This is a genomic window from Sporosarcina psychrophila, from assembly GCF_001590685.1.
GTDB classification, from domain to species: domain Bacteria; phylum Bacillota; class Bacilli; order Bacillales_A; family Planococcaceae; genus Sporosarcina; species Sporosarcina psychrophila.
On sequence record NZ_CP014616.1, the window covers coordinates 934,919 to 953,603 of the forward strand.

At 34.9% G+C, this 18,685-nt stretch carries 20 protein-coding genes; 16 read left to right on the forward strand and 4 right to left on the reverse strand.

What is annotated here, in order from left to right; translation table 11 throughout:
- Window positions 1–573: 573 nt before the first annotated feature.
- Complete coding sequence (locus tag AZE41_RS04435; protein ID WP_067206116.1) at window positions 574–1,146, forward strand: DUF305 domain-containing protein; 573 nt, start codon at window positions 574–576, stop codon at window positions 1,144–1,146.
- 898 nt (window positions 1,147–2,044) lie between these two features.
- Here AZE41_RS04435 and AZE41_RS04440 read toward each other — a convergent pair.
- From AZE41_RS04440 to AZE41_RS04445, 3 genes are all read right to left on the reverse strand, one after another.
- Window positions 2,045–2,275, reverse strand: coding sequence for a hypothetical protein (locus AZE41_RS04440; RefSeq protein ID WP_067206118.1), 231 nt, complete (start codon window positions 2,273–2,275; stop codon window positions 2,045–2,047).
- Between the two features lie 297 nt (window positions 2,276–2,572).
- On the reverse strand, window positions 2,573–2,707 hold the full coding sequence (locus AZE41_RS23160) for a protein rep (protein ID WP_231885765.1): 135 nt from the start codon (window positions 2,705–2,707) through the stop codon (window positions 2,573–2,575).
- Window positions 2,708–2,737: 30 nt separating this feature from the next.
- The gene (locus tag AZE41_RS04445; protein ID WP_067206120.1) at window positions 2,738–3,094 is read right to left on the reverse strand and encodes a hypothetical protein; all 357 of its coding nucleotides are present in this window, start codon (window positions 3,092–3,094) and stop codon (window positions 2,738–2,740) included.
- A 434-nt stretch (window positions 3,095–3,528) separates the two neighbouring features.
- On the opposite strand from AZE41_RS04445, the gene AZE41_RS22035 reads away from it, so the two are divergent.
- The 12 genes from AZE41_RS22035 (at window position 3,529) to AZE41_RS04510 (ending at window position 14,587) form a co-directional block, all read left to right on the forward strand.
- The gene (locus AZE41_RS22035) at window positions 3,529–5,403 is read left to right on the forward strand and encodes a ribonuclease YeeF family protein (RefSeq protein ID WP_197485366.1); all 1,875 of its coding nucleotides are present in this window, start codon (window positions 3,529–3,531) and stop codon (window positions 5,401–5,403) included.
- Window positions 5,404–5,409: 6 nt separating this feature from the next.
- Entirely contained in the window at window positions 5,410–6,108 is a 699-nt protein-coding gene (locus AZE41_RS04455) for an SMI1/KNR4 family protein (RefSeq protein ID WP_067206123.1), read from the forward strand.
- A 378-nt stretch (window positions 6,109–6,486) separates the two neighbouring features.
- The gene (locus AZE41_RS04460) at window positions 6,487–6,690 is read left to right on the forward strand and encodes an HNH/ENDO VII family nuclease (protein WP_067206126.1); all 204 of its coding nucleotides are present in this window, start codon (window positions 6,487–6,489) and stop codon (window positions 6,688–6,690) included.
- Window positions 6,687–7,130 carry an SMI1/KNR4 family protein gene (locus AZE41_RS04465; protein ID WP_067206129.1) on the forward strand — a complete coding sequence of 148 codons (444 nt, stop codon included), beginning with the start codon at window positions 6,687–6,689 and terminating at the stop codon, window positions 7,128–7,130. Before AZE41_RS04460 ends, AZE41_RS04465 begins: the two co-directional genes overlap by 4 nt.
- 957 nt (window positions 7,131–8,087) lie before the next feature.
- On the forward strand, window positions 8,088–9,575 hold the full coding sequence (locus AZE41_RS22040) for a DNA/RNA non-specific endonuclease (RefSeq protein ID WP_197485367.1): 1,488 nt from the start codon (window positions 8,088–8,090) through the stop codon (window positions 9,573–9,575).
- A gap of 5 nt (window positions 9,576–9,580) precedes the next feature.
- The gene (locus AZE41_RS04480) at window positions 9,581–10,060 is read left to right on the forward strand and encodes an immunity protein YezG family protein (RefSeq protein WP_067206134.1); all 480 of its coding nucleotides are present in this window, start codon (window positions 9,581–9,583) and stop codon (window positions 10,058–10,060) included.
- Window positions 10,061–10,263: 203 nt separating this feature from the next.
- Complete coding sequence (locus AZE41_RS23165) at window positions 10,264–11,130, forward strand: hypothetical protein (RefSeq protein WP_231885766.1); 867 nt, start codon at window positions 10,264–10,266, stop codon at window positions 11,128–11,130.
- A 1-nt stretch (window position 11,131) separates the two neighbouring features.
- Window positions 11,132–11,557, forward strand: a complete 426-nt coding sequence (locus tag AZE41_RS04490; protein ID WP_067206137.1) for an SMI1/KNR4 family protein — start codon at window positions 11,132–11,134, stop codon at window positions 11,555–11,557.
- A gap of 566 nt (window positions 11,558–12,123) precedes the next feature.
- Complete coding sequence (locus AZE41_RS04495; RefSeq protein ID WP_067206140.1) at window positions 12,124–12,867, forward strand: 3'-5' exonuclease; 744 nt, start codon at window positions 12,124–12,126, stop codon at window positions 12,865–12,867.
- A gap of 322 nt (window positions 12,868–13,189) precedes the next feature.
- Window positions 13,190–13,438, forward strand: coding sequence for an NUDIX hydrolase N-terminal domain-containing protein (locus tag AZE41_RS04500; protein WP_067206142.1), 249 nt, complete (start codon window positions 13,190–13,192; stop codon window positions 13,436–13,438).
- 169 nt (window positions 13,439–13,607) lie between these two features.
- Window positions 13,608–14,345 carry a hypothetical protein gene (locus AZE41_RS04505; protein ID WP_067206144.1) on the forward strand — a complete coding sequence of 246 codons (738 nt, stop codon included), beginning with the start codon at window positions 13,608–13,610 and terminating at the stop codon, window positions 14,343–14,345.
- A gap of 59 nt (window positions 14,346–14,404) precedes the next feature.
- Complete coding sequence (locus AZE41_RS04510) at window positions 14,405–14,587, forward strand: hypothetical protein (RefSeq protein ID WP_067206147.1); 183 nt, start codon at window positions 14,405–14,407, stop codon at window positions 14,585–14,587.
- A 925-nt stretch (window positions 14,588–15,512) separates the two neighbouring features.
- Here AZE41_RS04510 and AZE41_RS23010 read toward each other — a convergent pair.
- On the reverse strand, window positions 15,513–15,677 hold the full coding sequence (locus AZE41_RS23010) for a DUF6440 family protein (RefSeq protein ID WP_197485368.1): 165 nt from the start codon (window positions 15,675–15,677) through the stop codon (window positions 15,513–15,515).
- A 282-nt stretch (window positions 15,678–15,959) separates the two neighbouring features.
- On the opposite strand from AZE41_RS23010, the gene AZE41_RS04515 reads away from it, so the two are divergent.
- The 3 genes from AZE41_RS04515 (at window position 15,960) to AZE41_RS04525 (ending at window position 18,380) form a co-directional block, all read left to right on the forward strand.
- Window positions 15,960–16,412, forward strand: a complete 453-nt coding sequence (locus tag AZE41_RS04515; RefSeq protein WP_067206150.1) for an SRPBCC family protein — start codon at window positions 15,960–15,962, stop codon at window positions 16,410–16,412.
- A 79-nt stretch (window positions 16,413–16,491) separates the two neighbouring features.
- On the forward strand, window positions 16,492–16,614 hold the full coding sequence (locus AZE41_RS23425) for a hypothetical protein (RefSeq protein WP_257722500.1): 123 nt from the start codon (window positions 16,492–16,494) through the stop codon (window positions 16,612–16,614).
- A gap of 800 nt (window positions 16,615–17,414) precedes the next feature.
- Complete coding sequence (locus AZE41_RS04525; RefSeq protein ID WP_067206155.1) at window positions 17,415–18,380, forward strand: aromatic acid exporter family protein; 966 nt, start codon at window positions 17,415–17,417, stop codon at window positions 18,378–18,380.
- The last annotated feature ends 305 nt before the right edge of the window (window positions 18,381–18,685 follow it).

Here is an 18,685-nt window from a genome sequence, read left to right on the forward strand (position 1 = left end):
TTTCACATGAATTATTCAAATGGAATCCTCTGCCATCTGTTATTGTTCGGCAGATATTAATTTAGTCGTTAATCATAAGTATGCCTAAATTATTATTAAGCAATTAATTGCCTGAAATCAGGATATTGATTATTTTATCTTAATTTAAGCGGAAGTGTTGGTATGACTGGACTGGAAAGTATATGGTTAAATAAGCGGCGAAGAAATGAGTAAAATCACAGTTTTTGGCATCATTATAGCAACAACATATAGTAAACGAAGACGATTTCATCTTGTGATGAGGTCGTTTTTTGTTTGGGTAAATTATTGGGTACTTGCGTCGCACAAAGACAAACAATTCATACGCCTGAATATACATATAAAAAAAGTAGATAATCTCCAGTTTTTCTGATTTTTATTCTATAATTGTACAATTGTAATGAATTACTTGATTAGCGCCACGCATAGGTACCTGAAATTTAACATAGAGAGGAATTCGGTCATCGGGAAACTGATACCGTAGAAGATAAGAAATCAGATGACACAATAACATACCGATTTCCATACACTATTCAAAAAGGAGATTTTACCTTTATGGATAGCAACTGCGAACTAAGCCATGTGACAAAAGCCTATCTGGACCATTACTACGATATCCTCAATACTATGATTTGTGATATGACAAGTGTTACCCTCACCAATAGTATTTCAGATAACTTTATTAAGCAGATGATTCCACATCACTTAGCAGCAATTAAAATGTCTAAAAACATACTACAGTACACAACAAATCTTCAATTGCAAAGTATCGCCACAAATATCATTTCAGAACAAACAAAAAGCATCTCAAATATGCTAGCTATACAATGTAAATGTAGTACGCTGACAAATTCAGAATATGACCTCTATCTATATCTGAATAATTTCAATAAAATAGCTGAAACAATGTTTATGAAGATGGGTTCGGCCGCTATTACAAACGACATAAACGCAAACTTTATGCGAGAAATGATTCCTCATCATAAAGGTGCTGTCCGGATGTCAAACAATGCACTTATGTTTAATATCTGCCTTGAACTCAAACCAATTCTTTATGCAATCATAACTTCTCAATGGAAGGGCATAAAACAAATGCAACAACTGCTAAGAGAACTCGATAACTGTTAATGTAAGACATCCGTTAGTCGTTAAAAGAGAAGAAATTAAACGGAGAACTACAGCTGATGCTAGAAGAGACGGAGGATGTCCCGCCGACAACAGTGAATATCTATTATCGGAGTGAAAAGGCCAAGATATTTCCCTTCCCACGATGATTATTCAAGTGTTTGGACAGGCTAATATGTAGAGGTCCAGCGAATCGGCTCCATTGTGAACATTAATAAAAATCGGGATATTGTACCTGATCATTGATCGAATATCAATAAATCAAAAAGCAGGCATACCAGCACATGTCTGCTTTTTACGATGTATGAGATCCGTCCGTGTGAACGTCCATGGCGGCCGGTATATACTACTGAAATCAACAAAGCAGCTCTGATTCAGACAAAGGGAGGGGATGCAAATTGTGGGGTACACGTTACTCATTCAATCAAAGATAAAAAAGCCTAATCCCTCCGTATCTTAGGCGAGGAATTAGGCTTATCATTTTCAACAATAGCACCCGATGATTGAATAAGTATGTTCATCACCTATTTTTTTTCTTGTCCTTATTGGTGAAAAACGTAGACATCAAAACTATAAAAACAGGCAATATACTCCATAAAAAGAATCCCCAATTATGTGTAATTAAAGATAATACTAAGAAAAAAGCAAGTGCTACAATTGAAATGTAAACCGTACGTTCTTGATATTTATTCAACATACACACCCCTTTTTGGTATTGGAAATATTTTGCGTGAAATTTAACATACATTCTCCATTAAATGGCCCTATTACTGCACAAATTTATTTCGTTATCGTGCACGTTTTTGAGAAAATCCTGCGTTATTCAACAAAATGACTCTATTCCTAAATCGGTGCAGAACCTCATTCTAGAAAAGAGCCTATTTATCGAACAAGTTGAAACTTACTTTTTAGGTATAGCGGATGTCGCAGAAATACCATTGATTTCTTCGATTTTCTTAAATATTTCATTAAGAACTTCTAATGCTCTTTCATTTGATTCATACTTTCCTAAATCTTTACTCCATTCGTCTAAAGACGAACCGCTAACAAAGCCTTTTATTTTTTTCCCGTTTACAGTAACTTCTTTTACATTTATCAAACTGTGCTTATCTTGTGTAGAAATCCATAACATAGAAAAATTCATCCCCTTCGTTCATATTTATCCAATTTACCCCACAATTTAGCCCAATTATTGAAGACAGTTCTTCTTGAAATTCAATCAAACGAGTACAATAAGTATGTAAGCGCCTATTTGACGCTTACGGGACAAGTCACTCATTCAATCATGAAAGTTCACACAAACTTGTTTGTTCCATTAATGATCGGGTGAATCCACTTTGAAATATATGAACAATAACTCCATCTTCAACTCTTTATGAATCGTTTTTAATAAACCCATGCAGGCAATCAATCGTTTTCGATACATTCCTTACACCAAATCTTTTACAACCTCTAAATCATTTTGAAGATTACCAGTCAGATAATCCGAAGGCTTTACCGAGTATTTTGCAGTTTCATTGATATCGTCACGTATCGACGTCTTTCTATATCCTTTCGCTTTCACAGTTTCGATGCCCCTGATTGATAGAACCAACTACTTATATAGTCCAGTACCAGCTAATTGTAGCAATATAAGTACTATATATTTTTTTCCAAGTTCATAATCATCAAAGTTTTTTTCATGATAGATATAACCCCTTTCTCTAAAAAAGGTATACCATTTCCCTTCTTCCTCAAAAAACTTGAAGCCTTCTTCCATAGAATATCTACTCGTTGAATCACTCTGTGGGATACCATTGATTGAGATATATTCATACACTTCTTCCTTACTAACCGTAAAAACACTAGAGTAATTATGATATCTCATATTTTTAACACCCAGAGTTTCACAAGCAAAATCTAATGGATTTCCATATAGCAGTATCTTTATCTGTGTTTCTTTGTCAACCAAAAGTATCAACTCCTTATAGGACTTTTATGTACTAACCTGCTACTTTAATTTAATGACTCATAGAAATAATTTAGCATAATAGTATAAACACTTATACACATTTTTTGAACATTTAAATTTCAGAAGACTACGAGGTGGAAGAAGAGAAATTAAGTAAGGTTGGTATGACGTACACCTTTCCTTCTGTATTGTTGAGCAGTATCAAAACTTAAAACAGAAGCTCATTAGCTCAAGTCATATGCTACTTTGTATATATTAATTCATGATTTTTGGGAATATAATAACCTCTCCCTTTACATCTATGGAAAAAATGGAATATAATAACTGTTTATAGATTACTAGAGGGGGAGAAGAATGTTCACCAGTGGGGTATTATTGTATACTAAAGAATATTGTGAAGTAGCTATTTTTAAACGCTTGATGAGGCAATGCCTATGAAAATATTGGACGTAGATTTATTTCAAGAAGGGCTGCAGCGCAACATTACTATGTTAGACAGGTTAAGCGGTGAGATGGAAGCGATCCACCATGCAGTGGAGGGTCTAGTTCAGATGGAGGAACAATTTAAAGGAGCCGGGGGTAATGCCATCCGTTCCTTTTACCAGGAATGTCATTTACCATTTCTTCATTTTTTTCAGTTGTTTTCCGAACAGTTCAAACAAGTGCTTCAGCAGATGGAGGCAGCACTTCATTCACTCGAACCTGATTCATCTGGGTACATAGTAGAACAATTCCTTGAGGGAGAGCTAGAACAGGGCCTTACGCTTATTGGTCATCTCACGGATAGTTTGACGGATGAGGCAAACAGTATCATGGATCAGGTGAGTGATATTGTCGGACTGCCCCACTTAGATGATAGCGGAGTGCAGGAGGGAGTCATTCGTTCTAAGAGAAAACGTGATGATACCAACTCACAACTGTATGAATTTGATGCAACTCAGACTACTACACTACATCCCATTGAACAAGATTTGCAGACGATGAACACGTGGCTTACGGATATGGAGGGACTGTTCCAAGCAGGAGTAAAGGACATCAGCTTCGTGCCGAGCCAATGGAATGTTCTGACATTTAGAAGTGAAATTAGAACAGAACTGTTCCCAAAAGTGTACTTAAATCCAAATGACTTATGGGTAAAGGAACATCAACAGCTGATTGGTACGATGATTACTCCAGCGACTTTTCAAACCCTTGAAGGGAAAAAAGTGAACACTGTCGAAGAGAATCTGGATGAAAATATAAAATACCATATGTATGAAAATGGTTTACTCATTAAAGAGTATGTTGTTGGCCAAACAGTTTACTATGAAGTTGTTTCCCAAGTTGACTATAAGGAAGAAGAGACCGTTAAAGTCGATAAACCGAAAGAAAACAAATTACTTGATTCTTTTCAGTTTGGGTTAGATTTAGCAGGGCTTATACCTGTTGTTGGTGAAGTAGCAGATGGCGTAAATGGTGTTATCTATACGGCAAGAGGGGATGCATTAAATGCGGCCCTTTCTTTTGGAGCGATGATTCCAGTTGCTGGCTGGGCAAGTACGGGTGGGAAATTAGCCTTAAAAGGAAACGATTTAAATCAAGTAAGAAAAGTGGTAAGTACAGAGAAGGTGGCGTCCATCTATTCCCCAATCTACCAAGATGTCGTCAACAGTCCATTAGGAAAAACTCAAAATCAACTAGATATCTTAACTAATACTCATTACCAATTGGGTAAGCCAAATGCCCTTGCATTCAATATGCCATTTCCAAAAACAGATATTCCTACGAGTATCAAAGGTGGAGATGTCGATGTTAAGGTTGAAGTGAAGAATGTGGATGTTGGGGCTAAGGGTACGGATAAAAACATTACGCAAGGTGCAAGATATGGGGAAAGGAAAATTTCCGATGAGACATATGCTAAATTAAGAAGAGCATCGCCATCTTCTAAAATACAAAAAGAAGTTAATAAAAATATTGATGATATTATTGGAACTGAGGATTTTGCTTTACCCGGAAAAATAATTGAAAAAAAACTGCATGCAGATCATATTGTTTCTCTAGAGAAAATAGCTCGTTTGGAAGGTTTTGAGACATTGACTTACCAACAACAGAAGGAAATTGCCAATTTTGTAGAGAATTTTAAAGGTCTTAGTGAAGCAGCTAATACATCTAAAGGTTCAAAATCATTTGCGGATTGGAACATCTACAAAAAAGAAAACATTTTGGTGAATCCTGTATTTAGGGAAAAAATGATATTAAAAGAAAAAGAACTAGAAATTGAGATACAAAAGATGACAGATGAATTTAATAGGATAAATAAAAAGGAGTGAATTCGGGTGGATAAGTTATCTTCATTAAAACAATACAGAAAAAGTATAGAGTTTGTATCTAACAAAAACTTACTCAATATAGAAAAGGAAAATATGCCTGAAAAATGGATAGAGATATTTAAAGAAACAGATAAAGCTAGAAAGAAAGATAAATTAATAGCTTTATGGAATGATGTGTGTGAAAAAGAATTGAGCAATACTATATCATACTTGAAAGAGAATTTATTAGAATTTGAACTAATTGTAGATAATGGACAATATGCAGTACTATACAGCGTAAAGAGTGAAAATGACGAAATTCTTTATTACGAAGGTGGTATACCGACCAGTTCTATTTATATTTCAGAAATGCAACAAGATTGGTCAAATGTTCCAGAATCTATTAAGAGGTTCTATGAAAAGTTACACAATGGGTTTTATTATCTGCCAAGTAGAGCTATGGGACTAGTACCAGTGGAAAGCAGTACTCATTTTGAGGATTATGAATGGGGAATACTTGAAGAATTAGATGAACCATTAGGAATTAATATGGCTACAACATATGGTTTTTTTGAAAACGGCATGGGAGGATATGTTGCTATAGATTTAAACAACTGTATCGATGATGTAGCGACATTATGGTTTACCAATGATAAGCCTGAATATAATGTGGATTTCTGGGATATTGTAGATGAATGGATTGTAATAGGGCTTCAAGATAATTAAAAAAACATGCAAATAATTAGAAATAGCAATATTCTATTAGTCTACCACTCACAAAGTAATCTTACTGAGGTTAGTCAAAATCTATAACTCATGTAGATTGTACCAAAGAATACTTGGGTTATGAAAAATAAATATGATAACTGGCGATATGACATTTGAAACATACGAAATATTGTTGCAGGGAACTAGCCAAAAACTTACGTAATTAAACAAGCTCGTGGGTTTACAGATAGAATTAGTAATGAATTACTTTATATAGCTAACCATAAAGCACCTGATTGCCTTTTAGGCAACAGGTGTTGTTTTTTGTGAGCAATTTAAGGATAAAACAATGAATGAGACCAGCTTGAAATTCAGAACCCATGAAGGGTACTGTTAATGGTAACTGAACAAAAAGTTGAGGGACCAATAATTGAGATGCCTAGTAGATACCATGATCTAGGAAACAAAAGACAGCATCCATTTGGAAATAAGGGAGGAGTTGGCGGCGGAGAAGCTAGGCAGGAATTCAATAAATGGCGTAAAGAATATTGGAAAGTAAGATATGCCAATGAAATGATTAAAAGGGGGATAATTGAATGAAAATAGAATTGTTAAATGCGATTGATGAAGAGTTTGAAATGTGCCCTGAAGCCTTTGGTGGGCCCGTTAATATAGAGGAAGTAATACAAGCTGAAGATGAACTCAAAGTAAAATCACCAGAGGATTTTAAAATGTTTCTTTTGAGATATGGTTCGGAAGCAGTTGGTGAAGCAATTGTTTTAGGATTGAGAGAGGCGGAATTTTTTGCTACACCATCATTTGTAGAGAAATCTCTACAGTTTAGAAATATTCTTCCCGAAGGGCATGAGAGTTTTATTGTTATTGGAATAGACGGTGTAGGAAATTCGGTAGGTTTTAATTCTTCTAATACAGAAATTATTACATTTGACTTTGATTTTGGTGGAAAAGAAATAATAGCAAGAAGTTTTGAAGAATATTTAGAAAAAGCGATTCGAGAAGATTTGAATATACATTTTTAATCAAGAGTTTATAAAAATGTTCTATTGGAAAGTATTATGAAAAAATAAATTGTGCGGATGAAAGCAATAAATTAAGTGAGATGACATTTTTAACATACGAATTATTATTACTGGTAACAAGACAAAAATTTACGAAATTAAATAGGCTTGTTGGTTTAATAATGAATTACTTTATATAGCCAACTTTAAAACACTTGATTGCCTTTTAGACAACATGTGTTTTTGTTTTTTTGTGAGAAGTTTAAACTTTGGACGGCATGGATGATGCTTTACTGAAATTCATAGCACATGAAGGTTGTACCATTATGAAGTAGTGTTGTAATACTTAGGCATTTCGAAAAGTACGATAATTAGACGAGATGACATTTTACATATCCAATATCGATGTAGATTTAATAGTGCGACAACTGAATTTTCATGCCAGGACTCGAATTAGATTTCCCAATCGTTTCTTTGGGTGAAGATTTAGCAAGGAAGGACGAAGAATGGTCGTCTGAAAATTAGTGAAATCCAAAAGCGAAGGATGTGCATCTCCTTCAAATCAATAGTTACCGCGTACTTTTGACGAGGGGAGGGACGGTATGATAATTTATATACCGCAAGATCCGCAATAGGATGAAGACATATACGCTTTTTGAAATGATTGGCTTAGAAGTGATGTGAACTACTTTGTAGCAGTTGGGTGTTAGAAATGCCAAGGTAACTATGTAAGGGAAAACTTGATTGTTCGAACTTTCATGTTTGTTTGACGCACAGGCACCTCGATTTAAAGCTCGTAGTCTATAATCATCTTTTGCAACATGATCCAATAAGATTTTTTCAATAAATCTTTTAAACCATAGTTCAGATTCAGATGATAGTTCTTCTGAGTAACTGATTTTTACTACTCGATATTGTTCGTTCATTTAGTTCCCTCCAGTCTTATTTTTGTATTCATCTTTGACTGGAAGGGAACAAGTGCAAGAGGGAGTCATTCGTTTTAAGAGGAAACGTGATGATACCATCTCTCAACTTTATGAATTTGATGAAACTCAGACTACCGCACTACATCCCATTGAACAAGATTTGCAGACGATGAACACGTGGCTTACGGATATGGAAGGACTGTTCCAAGCAGGAGTAAAGGACATAAACTTCGTCCCGAGCCAATGGAATCTTCTGACGTTTAGAAGTGAAATTAGAACGGAACTGTTCCCAAAAGTGTACTTAAATCCAAATGACTTATGGGTAAAGGAACATCAACAGCTGATTGGTACGATGATTACTACAGCGACTTTTCAAACCCTTGAAGGGAAAAAAGTGAATACTGTCGAAGAGAATCTGGATGAAAATATAAAATACCATATGTATGAAAATGGTTTACTCATTAAAGAGTATGTTGTAGGCCAAACAGTTTTCTATGAAGTTGTTTCCAAAGTTGACTATAAGGAAGAAGAGACCGTTAAAGTCGACAAACCCAAAGAAAACAAATTACTTGATTCTTTCCAGTTTGGATTAGATTTAGCAGGGCTTATACCTGTTGTTGGTGAAGTCGCAGATGGCGTAAATGGTGTTATCTATACGGCAAGAGGGGATGCATTAAATGCGGCCCTTTCTTTTGGAGCGATGATTCTAGTTGCTGGCTGGGCAAGTACGGGTGGGAAATTAGCCTTAAAAGGAAACGATTTAAATCAAGTAAGAAAAGTGGTAAGTACAGAGAAGATGGCGTCCATCTATTCGCCAATTTACCAAGATGTCGTCAACAGTCCATTAGGAAAAACTCAAAATCAACTAGATCTCTTAACTAATACTCATTACCAATTGGGTACGCCAAATGCCCTTGCATTCAATATGCAATTCCCAAAAACAGATATTCCTACGAGTATCAAAGTTGGAGATGTTAAGGTTGAAGTGAAGAATGTGGATGTTGGGGCTAAGGGTACGGGAAAAGGTATAGTCAACGAAGTTAAAGAAATTGACTTCGGAAAGCACATAATAAAAGGTGAAAATGGTAAGAAACAACTACTCCCAAATACTAAGTATGTAACCAATAATAACTACAAATATACTACTGATGAACTTGGAAGTATAGTAAATGTAAATGCTCCTGAACTTGTATTGAAAAAGGCTGATAGAAATAAATATGCCCAGGCAAATGTAGGGGGAAAAGACAGATTACCAGATGATGATGGCGGACATTTAATAGGAGCACAATTTAATGGTCCTCCTGATATTGATAATCTTGTACCACAAAATAGTCAAATTAATAGGAGGGGTGGAGTTTGGTACGAAATGGAGACTGAGTGGGCCAATGCATTGAAAGAGATACCACCGAAGAAAGTTTCTATTAGCATTGATCCAATCTATTCTAATAATTCAATGCGACCTGATTCCTTTATGGTCGAATATGAAATTGAAGGACAATTCCCAGTGATTCGTGAGATTGCAAATAAATCAGGGGGCTGATATTGATGAGTTTTGAAATAGAATTAAACAAGTTATATAATAAAATTGCACAACAGGTTAATGATATGATTCCAACTGAATGGGATAATTTCTATTTTAATGGTGAAGTTAAGGAGAGAGAAGGAGGAGTTTTCTTCTTTTTTACACCCCAAGGTGAGGAGCAACACGTTTATTCACATTATATTCCAAAATTATATAGTATAGATAAGAGGGCTTATAATAAAGAACTACATAAATTATTGCAACTAACTGTTGAACTTCAAAAAGTTTTTATTGATAACGACCAAGAACCTTGGTTTTCAGTGACATTATTAATAAATGATACAGGAAAATTAAATGTACATTTTGATTATACAAATTGGCATGAAAGTGAATTTGGCCCAACAGCTAGAATTAAGTATTTTGAATATAAATATGTAAGCCAAAACAAAGAACAGCCAGATTTAGATTTAATAGAGAGAATGAAGGAATTTGAAAAAAAGTAAACAATAAAGCACTTGATTGCCTTTTAATAGGCGACAAGTGCTTCTTTATATTTTTATACTTATTGTAATTAAGTGGGCGTTAATCCGAGACCTAGTACTTTTCACAGCTCTATAATAAATTCGTCTTCTACTGAAAGTGACTTCTTACTCCAAGGAAAACAAAGTACTAGATACTTTTCAGTTTGTCTTAGATATTGCCGGGCTTGTGTGAAGTAGCAGATGGCGTAAATGGAGTTATCTATGCTGCGAGAGGGGATACATTAAATGCAACCCATTCTTTGGGAGCGATGATTCCCTTCGCTGACTGGGCAAGTGCGGGTGTGAAATTAACCGGAAAAGCACAAGATCTAAATCAAGTAAGTAAAGTGGTAAGTACAGAGAAGATGGAGTCCATCTATTCTCCAATTTACAAAGATGTCGTCAACAGTCCGCTGGGCAAAACTCAAAATCAACTAGATCTCTTAACTAATACTCATTACCAATTGGGTACGCCAAATGCCTTTACATTCAATACGCCATTCGCAAAAACGGATATTCCTACGAGTATCAAAAATGGAGCTACCGATGTTAAGGTTGAAGTAAAGAATGTGGATATCGTGACTAAGGGTACGGGTAAAGAAACTTATCAATATCTAAAGGACTATAAGAATAATAAATATTTTACTCGAAGTGTAGAGTATAATGCAGGTAAAGATGGCACAGGGTTTACTTATAAGGTATATCAAAGAGGAGATATTAATTGGGATATGGTCCGAACACAAGGTGCTAAAAAAGGTCGCGGATTAACAAATGCTGAAGCATCTGCGAAATACGGACTTGCTCCTATTCTTGATGATGCAAGTAGTGTTGCAACGTTACATCATTCACAACAAAAAGGTATTGGGCCATTATATGAAGCTTCAACTAGGTACCATAATATCAGTAATGCTAAAAGAGCTCCACTACATCCTTATAAAGGAAAGTTAAACCCATTTTATCCAATGGATGAGACAACTAGAGGAGCATTTCAAAAAGTAGATTCTATTAATTATTTGAAAATACGAGGAGAAGAGACACTAGGAGGAAAATAATATGAGTTTGCCTGAGAGACTAGATGAAGTTCTAGGAGAAGAAATATATAAACGTGAAGATAGCAATCTAGTACAAGATGCTTTAATAAGGCTAGGTGTAAACGTATCAGATACTTTCCAAGAATTTTATATCCAGTATGCAGGATCTTTTTGGGAAGAGCTTGTACCCTTTGAATTATTAGATATAGCAGATGAAGAAAATAATATTGAATCATACACACTCATTTCTAGAAAAGAACATGGTTTTCCGAAGCAGTATCTGGTTTTAAGTGAAATGTCAGCAAATGCTGTATTAGTGCTGGATACTGTAACAGATAAAATTTATATAGTTAATTTTGAGGGTGGAGATGAACTGCTTTTAAAAGGAGAGCTAAAGGAAACTTGGTCATCGTTTTTTGATTTCTTGAAGGCATATTTTAATTGTTAATTGTGGATCAATAAAAGATACTGAAATTGTAGATTTTTAAAACGGAGAGGTGATAATTGCCTATAGTGCAACTGGATTTAGTTATTCAATTGGAACAAAGATGGGTCTAGGGACCACAGTATCAGGTTTATTGTTTTCGGCAGTAGGTTGTTTTAACAACGATAGCAAGTGTTTTAGAAAGAGAAAAGTGTTGATGAACATAAAAATTAGGAGTGCGACAAACGTTTTTCGCATTTTAAATGCCATCACCTTTACCGTAGGTTACTATACTTAAAAATACATATTGCGAGGTGGAAAAATATAGCTTTAGCTATTATTATTACACTATCGTTAGTACTTGGAGCGGCGGTAAATTTCAGATACCTGCGCACGAAGCTATTCCGATAATTCACTACAATTATATATTTAGTAACTGGAGATTAGATAAGTGCATGATAATCTAATCTCTATTGTTTTTTTATGTAAGAATGTGAATTGTTTGTTATTTATTAGTTGCACAGTGTACCTAACATTATATCTGGAAAAGAGATATGCTTGTTACAAGCTAAAATGAAAGAGGTATTATCATGCAATATATAGTTTTCGATTTAGAGGCAACGATGTCACATACAACAGATATGCCACAGTATATAATTGAAATTGGCGCTGCCAAAGTCTCGGATGTCGAAGGTGAATTAAAAATCATTGATAGGTTTCAGTCTTACGTAAAACCCCCACAAATGGATTTACTTGATAAGAGAACATTGAAATTTGTAGGGCTAACTACTGATCAGTTCATTGATTCACCGAACATGGTAGAGGTAATGCAAAGATTTCGTAAGTGGATAGGCGAGGAAGATTACTATCTATGTAGTTGGAGCAATAGCGACCTTCGACTCCTTGTCAATCACTATGCGAAGGAAAGATTTGATTTATCGTGGGTAAAAAACTTTAATGATATACAAAGACCTATATGTGTGGATGTTTTTCAAGAAAACAGACAAATTTCACTGAAAGAAGCATTAACGATGAGTGGAATTGAACAAGATGGAGAACTTCACTCTGCTGGTGATGATGCGGTTAACACAGCAAAACTTCTTGTGAAAAATATAAAAGATATCGTAGCCACTACATCTGAAGATCCGTTTGCTCAAATAATTTGCGTTCTGTATAAGAATTGTTTCATATGTGGTAAAACTACAAGGCATAATGACCTTCACTTGAATGAAAAAGGCAAGAAGACTAATAGATGTAATACTTGTTGGGAAAGAATAAACGAAGAAAATCTAGCGAAAGAGTTAGAGGGAAAAGCCAATATCAAAGTACAATAAATCGGGTGCCTGTGCGCCACACAGATACAAGCAATTCACACCTCTGAATTAATATAAAAAAAAGCAGACGTTCTACAATTTTCCTGATTTATATTATATTATAATACAATTATAGTGAATTAACTAATTAGTTCTGCGCACAGTTACCTGAGAAATTCAAGATCTCCGTATATTGTCGGATTATACGAATAGTTTAAAGGGCTGAGATCTATAAAATTCAGCTCATTTTTTATGAGGCGCTTAATTACAAGAAAAGTTTGTAACTTTAGAAATGAGTGAATCGTCTAGATAACGGATCAAACAACGAAAGCAGGTGCACTTCATGGGTTATCAATGGTTGGGATGGGCACAACTCATTCAAGCCTTATCGCAATCCAGCTTAGCCTTTTTAAGTAATATTTACGATATCGAACGCTACGAAGAATTACGCATGATTTGTGCAGAAATCAAGGAAGAGCGTACGGGATTAGACATGCAGGAAATCAAGGATTTATTCATGAATGACACAGGCTATCAAACGCCTAAAGTGGATGTTCGTGGGGATAGTTTTCAAGTGATGAAAGTGTTATGAGTAGCCTTCCTAACGATTTTTATAAAGATGTTGATGGTCATATGAGTGAGTTGGAAGAGTATGATGTTGTTTACCTTCTGAAAACAGAGTTTAAATAAGGGTTTTAGACAATTATGGATATAGTGATGGAATGCTATCCTTTAAAATACATTTTTGCGAGGTGAAAGATATGGCTCTAGCTATTATTATTACACTATCGTTAGTACTTGGAGCAGCGGTAGTATTGATTTGTGGGAAAGGGAATTTCAAGGGGATGATTGCTCTGTTACTTATGTTATGGGCAGGCGATTTCTTGTTTCTGTATGCAAAATTTGTAGTGGGTGACCCCTTCTTAACGTCAATTATTTATTTACCTGCGATGATTTTGGTGGGAATTCCCGTAATTGGGTTGATTATTATTGTTGTGAAAAGTAATGGAGGAAAAGATAGTGAGAAAATAGTTCGTGCGATTGTATTTTCCATAACGATGACAATTATCATTGTTTTTGTACCGTCATTAAAATCAGAGGGTAAATTCAAATTATATCAAAACGATTTTTATGCCGTTTCAGATGCGGTTTTTCAAGCGTACGACGATGGTAAAGTATCAGTTGGAGATCATTTTTCTTCATGGTCATCTAACACAAGCGATTTAGAAAACACGGATTCTGTTTTTTCTAGCAATGAAATTGTGAAGAAAATGGAAAAATTAAAACAGTCCGCTGGCGTATATGGTTATGATTTTGTAGATAAAGATGTCATCTATTTCAGTTTCGGTGCTGTTTTCCAATCAATTAGCGGAATTGCGATCAGTAGGAACGGTAAAGATCTTTCCACAGATGAAACACTGGAATCGCAACCCTATGATGGTGTTCCTACGTATAGGTATATAATGGATGGTGTCTATCATTTTACCGATGGGTTATAAGTAGTTATTTCTTTGGTAAATACTTATTCGTTCTAATAAAAGTACGAGGGGGTTTTTGTATGGAATTTTTTTGGATTGTACTAGGGGCATTATTGGGAACAAGTGGTTACGTGTGTCAGTTGACGTATATGAAAAATTTACACGAAGGAAAGGATATAAAAAATCCAAGGTTATTAGGCATTCTATCTATATTTTTTGCCCTTGTAATCGTCATGATGTTTATTGTATTTGGGTTGATGTGATTTAGTGATAAGATAGTTATTAAACTGGTGATTATTGTAAGACCCAAACAAAATATATTCTATTTATATTTTTAAAAATTTCAGGTACCTGTGTGCGAAACTATTGTAGTAATTAATTTAAATTACATATTTATGAACTGAAGATTAGATAGGTACATGATAACCTAATCTCTATTGATTTTTTAAGAAATTGTGTGAGTTGTTACTTGTTTTTTATTGCGCAGGTACCATACACTCAGGCAGTTTTTATCCTATTAAACTATCGGATAAATTAGTTCAATAAGAAGTAGACTATTGGAGAATTTCACTAATAAATTGATTGTGGGGATCTACTTGATTATTAGAAAACTTTTTTCGGTTTTATTGCTGGTATTTTGCTCATGTTAATTTATTTTCTATTAGAACAGTCTGGATTTGTCCTCTTAATAGGTGTTTATCTCTTACCCATTCTTTTGATTTATGGAGTGCTATCATCTATTCTTTCTGATTTCGTTACAAAAAGACTAAGAGGATTGCTCAGAGGAAGTTTGGCGCTATTCATTCATTTATTCTTTGCTGCTTCGTTTGTTTTAATGCCAATCTTAGAAATGGAAAGGAGATTTAATCGCTTAGTTTTAATTACCGCTCTTTTATCATCAAGTCTATTTTGGTGTATAGATGAGTTCCTTAGGTCTAAAAGAGCTAAAGATATATGCGAAAAGATAGATGAATTAGAAATTTATTGAATATCCATTTTAACATTCAACTAACTGGTATTTTGGTGTAACAACAGTAATGCTTTTCTTATTGTGCTAGCGGAGCTTTAGTTCAATAAGAAAAATTGAAACATTTATTCGTTTAAACATATTAAAGTAAAAGGGCAGGCTAGTTTAAGTGTTCCCCCTATAAGCTGTTAGAAGAATCCAAAGGAACTTTTATCTAGATATTAATCAATCACTATCTTCCCATCTTTATCTAGTAAAGGAGTCATTCCACTCAATCCCAAACCACTAGTCATGAGATAATTTACACCTGTTTCAGTATCCACTACAATTTTAATAAGGCCTCCACTTAAATGTTCTTTTAATTTTACTTTAAATCTTTTTTTCATTTTTACATACCCCTTCCAATATTTATCATTTTACATGAAGTTATTAATAGGTACCAATTTGTACCCAGCAGATGTAGGTATCATTTTAAAAATTATATATAATGTCCATCTTGGCCTCACCTAAAAAGGAAACCTTCAATTTCAAGGTTTCCTTACTCATTATTTAACTTATTCAACTTCTTTGGGGGAGGGGGATTAAATGTGGATCGATACAGTTAAAATGCTATTATGTTAGTGGTAGATTCACATTTTAAATACATATAGAAGGAAGTAGTGAAACGTATGGCAATTGCATCACATTCTGTAATCATTCCAGCACCTGTAGAGAACGTATGGGAATACGTTAGTCAAATCGAAAACTGGGCAGTAATGGTTCCTGCCTATAAGGAGCATGAACAAATCGATGAACAAAAGTCGGTTTGGACATTCGAAGGGAATATTAAAGGATTTAAAAAGGCTGTAAAAATGGAGTTAAACATCACTGAATTTCATGAGCCATCGATGATTCGGTTCGAGTTAAAAGGGTTAACGGACAACTTTACAGGTAGTGGCCAGTTTACTGCTGATGAAACGGCAGGGCAAACAACGATGACAGGGACAGTTGAAGTAAATGCAGGCGGCTTAACAGGCGCTGTGTTGACACCTGTTATTAAAATGGTGTTGCCGAAAGTGACAACACGCTTAACGGAGAAAATTGCACGCCAAGTTAAACAGGAAAAGTTGTCGGTTCGGTAAAGAAGGTTTTACTTATTGAGGTGACGGGTCCTTTTATATAATGTGGCTGACATTTAAATGAAGTGCGGTTAGTCAAAAGATGTCACAGAAAGTAACCATTCAGCTTCTTGGTCGGAAGCGGAGTGGTTACTTTTTTCTATTGATGGATCATGCAATCATCGCTACTACAGCTGTCGCTGTCAATGCATTGAACCTTCAATGATTTTATAAAATTTACTTCCCTGGATCGTCAATTTCATGGAATTTAAAACTGTTCACCAACAAAAGTTTCACAGCCGCCGAATCGGTTTTTACAATTACTTCTTTCATATCTAGGGGTACTCTTCCAGACGGTTCGATAACCAACTGTATTACGCACTCAGATAAAGCTTCGGTACTCTCCTTGTCGCCACCGTACTCCACGTAACATAACGGCTAACGTCATGACCAATTCACTTCCTACAAGAAACATCGTTTCAATCTTGATTAGCATGTCCTCCATAACAATTCTGGCAATTTCACAAGGTACACTAAATGTATCCTTGCCCGGTTGTTTGCATTGTTCATAATAGGAAATGATTATATTGTGTAAGCAGAAATTTATTTCCTTGAAATTGTGAATGAGTACGCTAATCAGCTGTTCACCTTAATTTTGGATCGACCACTATTCCTAAAAAAAATCAGGTTTTTTTGAACCAGGTTATTTGTAAAAAAAATCCTAAGCTCGGACATTCTCGATAAAGACATCTACATCGAGACGACAGAAGGTGCGAATATCCTTCTTAATGCGTCAGATAGATATCACGATTCATTAGCAACGTGTTAAACTATAGGCAGATGAATTTCGAGGTATAGTCCAAAAAAATATTCTTAGAATACACTATAAATGGTTTGATATTCATCAAAGCTGATTCCATCCTGTTATGGTGTCTATGCTTGTACATATATGTGAATTAACGCGTATATTTGTAAAAACAGGAAACCTGCAAGGATTTACAGAGAAAATAATAGGATGGTGCTTCCATGATTGGTATGGGCTATCGGACGATAAAGACTGCTGTAGGAGCAGGGCTGGCCATTTGGATTGCGAGTTTATTGGATTTGGAATTTGCAACATTTGCAGGAATTATTGTTATTATGTGTATCGAGAAAACGAAGAAAAAGACATTAATTACAATGAAGGATAAATTCTTGGCCTCTCTTTTATCTTTGATTCTTGGTGCATTGTTTTTTGAAGTATTAGGTTATAATCCCATTGTTTTTTCCTTATTTATTTTATTATTTGTTCCAATCCTTGTAAGAGCTCACATCCAGGCTGGTTTTGTCACAAGTATGGTTGTCGTATTACATGTTTATACGGTAAAGGATGCTACCTGGGCTCTGTTTCTGAATGAGCTCTATATTATTTTCATCGGTATGGGAATTGCTCTTCTCGTCAATAGTTTCATGCCAAATTTCAAGCGAGATATTGAAAACTTTAAGAAGGAGATTGAACAAAAGTTTGAAATTATTCTCTTTGAATTCTCTGCCCATTTAAGGGATAGTATGCGGAAGTGGGATGGGAAAGAGATTCTTGAGGTAGAAGATTTGATTAATCAATCTAAAAGCATTGCCATTCAAGATGTAGAAAATCGTCTGCTGCGAAAACAAAATATAGATTATTATTATCTGGAAATGCGAGAGGATCAACTGGAACTTCTAAAACATATGATGAAAATCGTTGCTATTTTCTCTTCATTCAGCCTAGACGTTAAACAGAAAGAAATGTTTGCAGAGTTCTTGGAGAACTTAAGTCGAAACGTTCATTCGGGAGATACAACGGACATTTCATTAAATGAGTTAGAGGAATTAAATGCCTTAATTCGCGAGATGGAGTTGCCGAAGAGAAGAGAAGAATTTGAAATACGGGCGAATCTATTTGATTTGATTTTTGAAATGAAAAACTACTTAAACATAAAGAAAAAACTTTTTGCAAAAAGAATTCGATAGTGGAAAGTGCCTGTGAGAGGATATTCATCACGATTTCATAAAATAAACGGCGGATATCGATTATATAACGCTCTGTCGATATCCTCTGGATTTTTAATTGCAAGTAAGTGTTGTTGCCATACATTCATGAGGTATTGGTTCGCCCCGCGCCGTCTGCATAGTTTGTTTCATTGATTTTCAATTAACGTCAAAACCCTTGATTCAGCAAGGCTTTTGACGTTTTTTATATCATACAATTTCATTGAGTATTTTAAAAATAGTAGCACAAACCATGTCCGTGGTTTGTGCTACTAGTGTAAATTTGT

Excerpts from the sequence above, each read along its gene's own strand:
- AZE41_RS04435 (WP_067206116.1), top strand. The coding sequence starts at position 574 with ATGGATAGCAACTGCGAACTAAGCCATGTGACAAAAGCCTATCTGGAC.
- AZE41_RS04440 (WP_067206118.1), bottom strand. The coding sequence starts at position 2,275 with ATGTTATGGATTTCTACACAAGATAAGCACAGTTTGATAAATGTAAAA.
- AZE41_RS22035 (WP_197485366.1), top strand. The coding sequence starts at position 3,529 with ATGAAAATATTGGACGTAGATTTATTTCAAGAAGGGCTGCAGCGCAAC.
- AZE41_RS04460 (WP_067206126.1), top strand. The coding sequence starts at position 6,487 with ATGGTAACTGAACAAAAAGTTGAGGGACCAATAATTGAGATGCCTAGT.
- AZE41_RS04465 (WP_067206129.1), top strand. The coding sequence starts at position 6,687 with ATGAAAATAGAATTGTTAAATGCGATTGATGAAGAGTTTGAAATGTGC.
- AZE41_RS04480 (WP_067206134.1), top strand. The coding sequence starts at position 9,581 with ATGAGTTTTGAAATAGAATTAAACAAGTTATATAATAAAATTGCACAA.
- AZE41_RS04490 (WP_067206137.1), top strand. The coding sequence starts at position 11,132 with ATGAGTTTGCCTGAGAGACTAGATGAAGTTCTAGGAGAAGAAATATAT.
- AZE41_RS04495 (WP_067206140.1), top strand. The coding sequence starts at position 12,124 with ATGCAATATATAGTTTTCGATTTAGAGGCAACGATGTCACATACAACA.
- AZE41_RS04500 (WP_067206142.1), top strand. The coding sequence starts at position 13,190 with ATGGGTTATCAATGGTTGGGATGGGCACAACTCATTCAAGCCTTATCG.
- AZE41_RS04505 (WP_067206144.1), top strand. The coding sequence starts at position 13,608 with ATGGCTCTAGCTATTATTATTACACTATCGTTAGTACTTGGAGCAGCG.
- AZE41_RS04510 (WP_067206147.1), top strand. The coding sequence starts at position 14,405 with ATGGAATTTTTTTGGATTGTACTAGGGGCATTATTGGGAACAAGTGGT.
- AZE41_RS23010 (WP_197485368.1), bottom strand. The coding sequence starts at position 15,677 with ATGAAAAAAAGATTTAAAGTAAAATTAAAAGAACATTTAAGTGGAGGC.
- AZE41_RS04515 (WP_067206150.1), top strand. The coding sequence starts at position 15,960 with ATGGCAATTGCATCACATTCTGTAATCATTCCAGCACCTGTAGAGAAC.
- AZE41_RS23425 (WP_257722500.1), top strand. The coding sequence starts at position 16,492 with ATGTCACAGAAAGTAACCATTCAGCTTCTTGGTCGGAAGCGGAGTGGT.
- AZE41_RS04525 (WP_067206155.1), top strand. The coding sequence starts at position 17,415 with ATGATTGGTATGGGCTATCGGACGATAAAGACTGCTGTAGGAGCAGGG.